The sequence below is a fragment of the Pseudarthrobacter sulfonivorans genome, assembly GCF_014712225.1.
GTDB lineage: Bacteria > Actinomycetota > Actinomycetes > Actinomycetales > Micrococcaceae > Arthrobacter > Arthrobacter sulfonivorans.
The window spans coordinates 234,835-242,481 of sequence record NZ_JACXBW010000008.1 but is presented as its reverse complement, the minus strand read 5'-3'; the positions used below and the strand labels follow the sequence as shown (position 1 = coordinate 242,481).

The following is a 7,647-nucleotide window of genomic DNA, read 5'->3' as shown; positions in this document are numbered from 1 at the left end:
GCGTCGAGTAGTTCAGGGTCGAATAGTTCAGGGGTGAAAGCACCCTCAACAGGCGACCCGGCGCGCACCAGCAGGACGGAACTGCCGCCGTTCCCCCCGAGCCGCTCCGCTAAAGCCTCCATAGGAACACTCTGCCAAGGGGGTACGACATTATTGCCGGCGTTGGACTGTCCGCGCCCGGAACCCTCGCCGATGCCAGGCTCGCGGGCGCAGGCACGGCGGAACTACCGCCGTTCCCCGCAAGCCGCTCCGTCAAAGCCTCCATAGGAAGACTCTGCCGCGAGGGTGTGACAATTTAGGAGTCGGGCGGGTTGCTCAGAATAAACTGACCGCTATTCGGGTCACTGCGGTGGTCTCCACGCGCAACGCGCCCTGACCATCGATTACTGTGTAAATCAGCTTTCCCACACTTCGCGCAGTGCCGGTAGAAAGTGCCGTCAGGATTGGATTCTGCGAGCCAGTGATGCCCAATATTTAACTTACAAAGCAGGTCGTCGAGCATGATGCGTTCCATTTCCGGGACCCCGTGCAGGACCCGAATCGTGTCCGCTCCGAGGCAGTTAAATTCTACTGAAGCAGGGTGTTGCAATCCAGATCGACAGGAACTGCTGCGGTGCGGTGTGCGGCCAGAGTCGGGTCCTCGCCCGCCCAAACACCTGCTCAGGCGGGAATGGTCGCGATCATGGACGACATCAGCGCGGACATCTTGAGGTTTGTCACCACGATGTTAAGGACCACGACGCCGATCAGTACCCAGATGGGCACCAGCCCGCGCCCGCGGGCTACTTTCGCCATGATCACCGATCGCCCGATGACGTACACAGCGCTGCTGAGAAAGCTCCAAGCCCAATGGAACGGCCTTACGACGCCGTCACGCCTGAGCCGTTGGGAGTCGAAGTAAGCAAGCAGCACAGAAGCCGTGTAGGTGAGGAAGCCCGAGAAGAGCAGGAGGAAGTACGTGGGAGTGAAGAGCGACCACGGATCCAGGGTCTGCTGCCGGCCCACGACAATGAACCTGAACTCCGGGTTCCAGAGCAGCACAAGAACAGTGGAAAGCAACGGAAGCAGCGTGATGACCCAAATCAGCGGGTTGTAAACCGGAGCGTCGCGACTGAGGAGGGGACGCTGGAAAGCAACGGGAACGTTCGCATACGGACCCGCCGGCTGACCACCCCCGGCGTAGGGACTGGCGCCCGCGTACGGGCTGGGAGCCCCAGGCCAGCCATAGGGGCCTTGCTGGGAGGGGGTGCTGAACTGGTCCGTCCAGGCGGAGCCGTCCCACCACCGGAGCCGTCCTGTGCCGGCAGGATCGGTGTACCACCCCGCGGGTGCGGCCGGGATGTTGCCTGAAGTGCTCATATGTACCCCCGAATATGCCGGTCGGCCACATGAGCCCCGTTTGGTTGCCATCACCTGAGACGCCACCGGCCGCCGCGTCCCCCAAGGATCGCGACGGCCAGCAAGGTCAATCAGTTTTAGCACAGTTCCCGCAGGGCTTGTGTCACGCAGCGGCCTGGGCCGTTACCTACCCTCAAGGAACCGTTGGATTACTCCCGTCGCGGATCAACGTTCGTGGCTGCACCGGCGGGAGTAGCGCCGCCCTCGTCGGACCAGTCCTGGCCCTGGGTATCGTTGAGTGCGGGGTCGGATTCAACATCCGAGGTCCCGAGGTTCACCGTTTCCGGGTGGGTGCTGTGGGCGGGGACGTGGTCCCCGTCGGTGCCCGACGCACCTTGCGAGGCGCCGGCGTCGGACGTTTTTGCTTTGCCATTGCTGGACGCGTCATGGTGGACGGCGGACCCGATCACGGTGCCCGCCCTGCGCGCGGCCTCCCCAAGCTGATCCGCAACCCCGGGAGCCTTTTCCTTGATGGCTTCCGTGGCGGCACTGACCTTGTCCTGGACGGGCTTACTGTCCCAGATGCCCGTTGCCCTGGACTTCAGCTTGTCGTACGCTGCCCGGCCGGACCGCGATCCCAGGACGTAGCCTGCAGCGATGCCAATACCCAAAAGAAGTTTCGATTTCATAATGAACTCCTGCCCGTTGAGAAGGTGTCAGTCTCCGGCGCGATTTGCCGGAAGAAAAGAAAACCGGCCCAGGGAAGTGCCCCGGGCCGGTTTTCATGCCGGTGACGAAGTTAGCTGCGGACGCCGCGCTTCGTGATCATGCCGTAAACCAGCAGCACGATGATGGAGCCCACGATCGCGAGCAGCCAGGTCTGGATGGAGAAGAATTCCTGCAGCGGCGCGTTGAAGAGCAGGCTACCAAGCCAACCGCCGAGGAACGCTCCGACGACACCGAGAAGCAATGTGATGAAAATTCCGCCACCCTGTCGGCCGGGAAGGATCGCCTTAGCGATAGCACCGGCAATAAGGCCAAGAATCAGAAATCCAAAGAAGCCCATTTTTGTCGTTCCCTCTTCCTAAGTCAGGGAGGTGCCCGGATCCCGGGTACGCTTCATCCCTCTGCCTCAATAGTAATCATGCTTACTTTCTTTTCGCCACTCCGGATCCCCACAAAAGGCAGGTCCGGGGTTCTCTCAGTGCCCTGTTGTGTCGGAATCGTTCCCGGCGCCGGGGCCCTCGTCCAAGGCGGCAAATTCCGCTAGATCCTGCGGCTCCAGGGCGAAATCGAAGATCTCCAGGTTCTCCTTCATCCGCTCCGGATTTCCCGATTTTGGAATGACCACAAGTCCCTGCTCAATATGCCAGCGCAACACCATCTGGGCAGGCGTTTTGCCGTACTTTTCACCCAGTTGGGCCAAGATCGGAGCCCGCAACAGGCTCGCTCCGGAACCACCCAGCGGGCTGTACGACTCCGTGACGATTCCGTGCTTAGCGTTGAACTCACGATCCGCGGCCCGGGTGATGGCCGGACTCAGCTGGATCTGATTCACGGCCGGAACTACGTCCGTCCCGGCCAGAAGCCGCTCCAGGTGGGCCGGCTTGAAGTTGGAGACGCCGATCGACCGGACTTTCCCCTCGGCCTGCAGCCGTTCGAACGTCTTCCAAGTGGAGACAAACTCGTCGCGCGCGGGCAGCGGCCAGTGGATGAGCAGGAGGTCCACATAATCCAGTCCCATGCGGGTCAGTGACCCTTCCAGCCCCGCCGCCGCGCGGTCCCCGCCTTGGAACTGGCCGTCCAGTTTGGTGGTTACAAACAGTTCACCGCGGTCCATGCCGCTGGCGCGGATGCCGTTGCCCACACCCTCCTCGTTGCCGTATTTCACTGCGGTATCGATGTGCCGGTACCCGGTTTCCAGGGCATGGACGACGGCGGTCGCCACCTGGTCGTCGTCCAGCGGCCAGGTGCCGAGCCCCAATTGCGGGATGGTGTGGCCGTCATTGAGTGTGATGAGCGGTGAAAGTGTCATTTCACCAGTCTGCCCCGCATCAGGCAGTGGTGTCTTGCGGTTCGCCGGGTTCCCATCGCAGCAGGTCTCCGGGCTGACAGTCGAGGACTTCGCACAGCGCTTCCAGGGTGGTGAACCGCACGGCCTTGGCGCGGCCGTTCTTTAGTACGGCAAGGTTTGCCGGCGTAATCCCAATCCGACCGGCCAGTTCGCCCACAGGCATTTTGCGACGCGCCAGCATGACGTCAATGTCAACGACGATCGGCATCAGATGACCTCGCCCAGCTCAGCGCGCAGCTGGTTGGCTTCGGCATCGCGGGCCACAGCCTGGGCCAAGAGTGCCCGGAGCACGAGGATAATCAGGGCGACGCCTGCAATCAGCAGCGAGGCGCCGCAAATCAGCAGCACTATGCCGGGTGCGGCGTCGCCCGGGGCGAGCATCACCGCAAGCGCGAACACCAGGACTGACGCGGCCGCCACCGCACCGAAGATGACATCGACGTAGCGGAACGCGGCGGGGGAGAACACCGTTCCCCGCCGCACCATCGCCAGGAGGCGCCACACGCAAACCAGCGTGACCTGGACCGTGACGATACCCAGGACCACAATCACCAGGGCCAGGATGCGTACCCCCGGCTCAGTCCCCGCTTCCTCCAGGTCGATGGACAGCAGTGGCACCATCCGCACCTGGACGAACAGCGAACCGGCGAGCACCAGCGCCAGTATTGTGCGCAGGGCGACTGTGAGCGGCTTTCCCATAGGATCTCCTTGGCTATCGACTGTCAATGCATGACTATCGAATAACAATACAATAGAATCGTTCTGCAACAGACTTTGGCGCCGGAAGTTGCACGGACCAACCCGGCGTCAGCGTGGCAAAGCGCGAGCTTCCGGAGGACAATTCAAGTGTCGGCGGTCCGCAGGAATGATCAGAGAAATCAGGTCAAAAATGGGTGAATCAAGCGCAAATGAAAACGTGGTCAGCCGGTTGATCGCGTGCATCAACGAGCGCCATATAGAGGTCATGGACGAGCTGTTTCACGACGACGCGGTGATGCACTGGCCGCAGTCCGGTGAAGTTGTCCGCGGCGCGGAAAACAGGCGGGGGATTTATAACGCCTTTCCCCAACTGCCCACCATCACGCCGCGCCGGCTGACGAGCGGCGGGAACCTGGTGGTGGCCGAAGCCCTGCTGGATTACAACGGCCCGAAGTACGAAACAGTGTTCATCTTCGAGTTCCGGGACGGCAGGATCGCTACGGAGACGGCGTACTGGAGCGAGGCCTTCGAAGCACCCGAATGGCGGGCCCAGTGGGTGGAAAGAGAATCCGTGGGTTGAAAAGACCCCTGGGTTGAAGAAGGCTAGCCGGCGCTCCGTGCCCACCGAATCAGCCGATCGCTCAGCGCCATGAACTCGTGGTCGACTGACTGCAGTTCAGGGTGGCTGTCGTACCAGTTGACGATCTCCCGGGTTCCGTCCGCGAAGGCAATGGTGGCCGTGTATCCGGGCACCAGGGCCTTGATCTTGCTGTTGTCGAACACCACCGAATGGGCCCGGTCGCCGAGCAGGCCGGGCCCGAGGTGAGGACTGTAACCGGCGCTGTGCGCGGCAATGGTTTCGGAGGCGATGTGGACCAGTTCGGGCTCGGAAACTCCGGCCGCCCGCGCAAACAGGCCGTAGATCTGGTCCCAGGGCAGGTATTCGTCGGAAGTGATGGTGTAGCTCTCGCCCACCGCCTGCGGCCTGCCGAGCAGTCCAACGAACGCCTTCGCGAAGTCGCGGGCGTGCGTCACCGTCCAGAGCGAGGTGCCGTCGCCGTGCACCATGACCGGCTGGCCGGTGCGCATACGGTGAATGTCTGTCCAGCCGCCCAGCAGGCCGACTCTCGTGCGGTCGTAGGTGTGTGACGGGCGCACCACGGTGACCGGAAAGTCGTCGGAACGATAGGCCCCGAACAGCACGTCCTCACAGGCGATCTTGTCCCGCGAATACTGCCAAAACGGGTTTTTCAACGGCGTGGATTCCAGGATCGGCAAACGGTTGGGCGGCTTTTGGTACGCCGACGCCGTACTGATGAACACGTACTGGCCCGTACGGCCCCGGAACTGCTCTACGTTGGCCCGCGCCTGATCCGGAGTAAACGTAATAAAGTCCGCGACGGCATCGAACTCCAGTCCCGCGAGCACGCTCCGCACAGCCTCCCGGTCACGGATGTCCGCATGCAGCACCTCTGCGCCGTCCGGCACCGGTTTGCCGGACTGCCCGCGGTTCAGGATTGTCACCCGGTGACCGAGGACGACGGCGCGTTGTGCCGCTGCTGCGCTGATCACCCCGGTGCCGCCAAGGAAGAGGAGGTTCCGTGGTGCCGCCGTGTCGGCTTCGGGACCCAGCAGATTCACCACGCGTAGTCTTCCGGTGCCGGACGATGGCCCGGGAAGATAACGTCGAGTTTCTTGAGTGCTGCGTCGTCGAGCGTGACATTCAAAGCCCGGATGGCGGCGTCGAGCTGTTCCTGCGTGCGCGGACCCACGATCGGTGCGGTGACGGCGGGCTGGTGGAGCAGCCAGGCGAGCGCGATGTCGCCGGGTTCGTGCCCCAGCTCGTCCGCGAAGTCCTCGAACTGCTGAATCTGTTCGCGGTGACTCTTGAGCGTCTCCGCCGCCCGCCCTTCCGTGCGCCGGACGCCCGCGATTTCTTTTTTCAGCACTCCGCCGAGGAGCCCGCCTTGGAGCGGGGACCACGGGATCAGGCCCAGACCGTACTGCTGTGCGGCGGGAATGACCTCGAGTTCAACTTCCCGGCGGAGCAGGTTGTAGATGGACTGCTCGCTGACCAGCCCGGTGTAGTTTCGGCGGCGGGCGGCCTCCTGCGCCTGGGCGAGGTGCCAGCCGGCGAAGTTACTGCTGCCTGAATAGAGGATTTTGCCCTGCTGGACGGCAACCTCGATGGCCTGCCATATTTCGTCCCACGGGGTGTCCCGGTCGACGTGGTGGAACTGGTAGACGTCGATGTAGTCCGTCTGCAGGCGCTTGAGGCTGGAATCCAGGGCGCGCCGGATATTCAGGGCCGAGAGCTTGGACTCGTTGGGCCGGTCCGTCATGGTGCCGTAAAGCTTGGTGGCCAGGACGGTCCGTTCCCGGCGCTCGCCACCCCCGGCGAACCAGCGCCCGATGATCTCCTCCGTCCAGCCCCGGTGCCCGGCTCCGCCATAGACGTTGGCAGTGTCAAAGAAGTTGACGCCGGCGTCCGAGGCGGCATCCATGATCTTGTGCGCGTCGGGTTCGTCGGTATGCGGGCCGAAGTTCATGGTGCCGAGGCAGAGCCGGGACACCTTGAGGCCGGAACGTCCAAGATGCGTGTACTGCACGGGGAATCCTTACTGTCCGGAATTGGTTTCGACAGGCCCGTCCGGGACTGCCGGGGTATCCGGCAGTCCCGATCAGCGGGTCTAGAACTGCGAGAAAGCTGCGACGGCGGGATCGGAACCGATGCGCGCGCCCCGCTCGAGGGCGGTGATCGAGGCGAGCTCGTCGTCGGTCAGTCCCAGCGACGTGGCAGCAAAGTTCTCGCGCATGCGTGCGGAGTCGGCTGACTTGGGAATGACGATGGTGCCGGCAGCGAGGTGCCAGGCCAGGACCACTTGGGCGGTGGTGGCGTGGTGGGCCTGCGCGATGGCGGTGACGGCGTTTCCGTTCAGGTCTCCACCCTGGCCCAGGGGGCTGTAAGCCTCCACTGCGATGCCGAGGGCACGGCTCTTTGCGGCAAGCCCGGCCTGCTGATAGCTGGGGTGAAGCTCAATCTGGTTCACGGCCGGAACGACGTCACTGGATTCGAGCAGCGTGTCCAGATGGTCGGAAAGGAAGTTGGAGACTCCGATGGCACGGAGCTGCTCACCTGCGTACAGGTGCTCCATTTCCTTCCATGCCTGGACGAAGAGCCCCTGCGACGGAACGGGCCAGTGAATCAGGTAGAGGTCCAGAAATTCGAGGCCCAGCGCCGTAAGGCTGTCCTGGAATGCGTCCTGTGCCCGGCCCTGGTCACCATTGCGGAGCTTGGTGGTGATGAAGAGTTCTTCGCGCGGAATTCCGGAGGCTGCAATGGCCGCACCCACGCCGGCCTCGTTGCGGTACGCGGCCGCAGTATCGATGTGGCGGTAGCCGGCGTCGAGGGCGTCCTCGACGATTCGCTGCGTGTCTTCCGGCGGCACCTGGAAGACGCCGAAGCCGAGCTGGGGGATGGTGACGCCGTTATTCAGCGAGATGTCAGTCATAGGTGACTCCTTTGTTGCTGCAAG

The 7,647-nt window shown here is 63.1% G+C and carries 10 protein-coding genes; 1 reads left to right on the top strand and 9 read right to left on the bottom strand.

The genetic code is table 11. The features are described from left to right. Nucleotides 1-660 precede the first annotated feature (660 nt). The 6 genes from IAQ70_RS12555 to IAQ70_RS12530 form a co-directional block, all read right to left on the bottom strand. On the bottom strand, nucleotides 661-1,359 hold the full coding sequence (locus IAQ70_RS12555) for a DUF2510 domain-containing protein (RefSeq protein WP_190989634.1): 699 nt from the start codon (nucleotides 1,357-1,359) through the stop codon (nucleotides 661-663). Between the two features lie 188 nt (nucleotides 1,360-1,547). Further along, nucleotides 1,548-2,027 carry a hypothetical protein gene (locus IAQ70_RS12550; protein ID WP_190989633.1) on the bottom strand — a complete coding sequence of 160 codons (480 nt, stop codon included), beginning with the start codon at nucleotides 2,025-2,027 and terminating at the stop codon, nucleotides 1,548-1,550. Nucleotides 2,028-2,137: 110 nt separating this feature from the next. Continuing rightward, the gene (locus tag IAQ70_RS12545; protein WP_190989632.1) at nucleotides 2,138-2,404 is read right to left on the bottom strand and encodes a GlsB/YeaQ/YmgE family stress response membrane protein; all 267 of its coding nucleotides are present in this window, start codon (nucleotides 2,402-2,404) and stop codon (nucleotides 2,138-2,140) included. A 135-nt stretch (nucleotides 2,405-2,539) separates the two neighbouring features. After that, nucleotides 2,540-3,373 (bottom strand): aldo/keto reductase, encoded by an 834-nt coding sequence (locus tag IAQ70_RS12540; protein ID WP_190989631.1) that lies wholly within the window; start codon nucleotides 3,371-3,373, stop codon nucleotides 2,540-2,542. Between the two features lie 19 nt (nucleotides 3,374-3,392). Beyond that, on the bottom strand, nucleotides 3,393-3,620 hold the full coding sequence (locus tag IAQ70_RS12535) for a helix-turn-helix domain-containing protein (protein ID WP_190989630.1): 228 nt from the start codon (nucleotides 3,618-3,620) through the stop codon (nucleotides 3,393-3,395). Then, nucleotides 3,620-4,111: a DUF2975 domain-containing protein gene (locus IAQ70_RS12530; RefSeq protein WP_190989629.1), complete on the bottom strand. Its 492-nt coding sequence runs from the start codon at nucleotides 4,109-4,111 to the stop codon at nucleotides 3,620-3,622. Before IAQ70_RS12530 ends, IAQ70_RS12535 begins: the two co-directional genes overlap by 1 nt. 190 nt (nucleotides 4,112-4,301) lie before the next feature. On the opposite strand from IAQ70_RS12530, the gene IAQ70_RS12525 reads away from it, so the two are divergent. Continuing rightward, on the top strand, nucleotides 4,302-4,691 hold the full coding sequence (locus IAQ70_RS12525) for a nuclear transport factor 2 family protein (RefSeq protein ID WP_190989628.1): 390 nt from the start codon (nucleotides 4,302-4,304) through the stop codon (nucleotides 4,689-4,691). Between the two features lie 23 nt (nucleotides 4,692-4,714). Here the strand turns inward: IAQ70_RS12525 and IAQ70_RS12520 are convergent, their stop codons facing one another. From IAQ70_RS12520 to IAQ70_RS12510, 3 genes are all read right to left on the bottom strand, one after another. Next, nucleotides 4,715-5,755, bottom strand: coding sequence for an NAD-dependent epimerase/dehydratase family protein (locus IAQ70_RS12520; protein ID WP_407682584.1), 1,041 nt, complete (start codon nucleotides 5,753-5,755; stop codon nucleotides 4,715-4,717). Then, nucleotides 5,749-6,720 (bottom strand): aldo/keto reductase, encoded by a 972-nt coding sequence (locus IAQ70_RS12515; protein ID WP_190989627.1) that lies wholly within the window; start codon nucleotides 6,718-6,720, stop codon nucleotides 5,749-5,751. The genes IAQ70_RS12520 and IAQ70_RS12515 overlap by 7 nt, the downstream gene beginning before the upstream one ends. A gap of 81 nt (nucleotides 6,721-6,801) precedes the next feature. Continuing rightward, nucleotides 6,802-7,623: an aldo/keto reductase gene (locus tag IAQ70_RS12510; protein WP_190989626.1), complete on the bottom strand. Its 822-nt coding sequence runs from the start codon at nucleotides 7,621-7,623 to the stop codon at nucleotides 6,802-6,804. Between the last annotated feature and the right edge of the window lie 24 nt (nucleotides 7,624-7,647).

Bases quoted from the DNA above. Each gene is read 5' to 3' on its own strand.
- IAQ70_RS12545 (WP_190989632.1), bottom strand. From the start codon at position 2,404: ATGGGCTTCTTTGGATTTCTGATTCTTGGCCTTATTGCCGGTGCTATC.
- IAQ70_RS12550 (WP_190989633.1), bottom strand. From the start codon at position 2,027: ATGAAATCGAAACTTCTTTTGGGTATTGGCATCGCTGCAGGCTACGTC.
- IAQ70_RS12540 (WP_190989631.1), bottom strand. From the start codon at position 3,373: ATGACACTTTCACCGCTCATCACACTCAATGACGGCCACACCATCCCG.
- IAQ70_RS12530 (WP_190989629.1), bottom strand. From the start codon at position 4,111: ATGGGAAAGCCGCTCACAGTCGCCCTGCGCACAATACTGGCGCTGGTG.
- IAQ70_RS12535 (WP_190989630.1), bottom strand. From the start codon at position 3,620: ATGCCGATCGTCGTTGACATTGACGTCATGCTGGCGCGTCGCAAAATG.
- IAQ70_RS12555 (WP_190989634.1), bottom strand. From the start codon at position 1,359: ATGAGCACTTCAGGCAACATCCCGGCCGCACCCGCGGGGTGGTACACC.
- IAQ70_RS12510 (WP_190989626.1), bottom strand. From the start codon at position 7,623: ATGACTGACATCTCGCTGAATAACGGCGTCACCATCCCCCAGCTCGGC.
- IAQ70_RS12525 (WP_190989628.1), top strand. From the start codon at position 4,302: ATGGGTGAATCAAGCGCAAATGAAAACGTGGTCAGCCGGTTGATCGCG.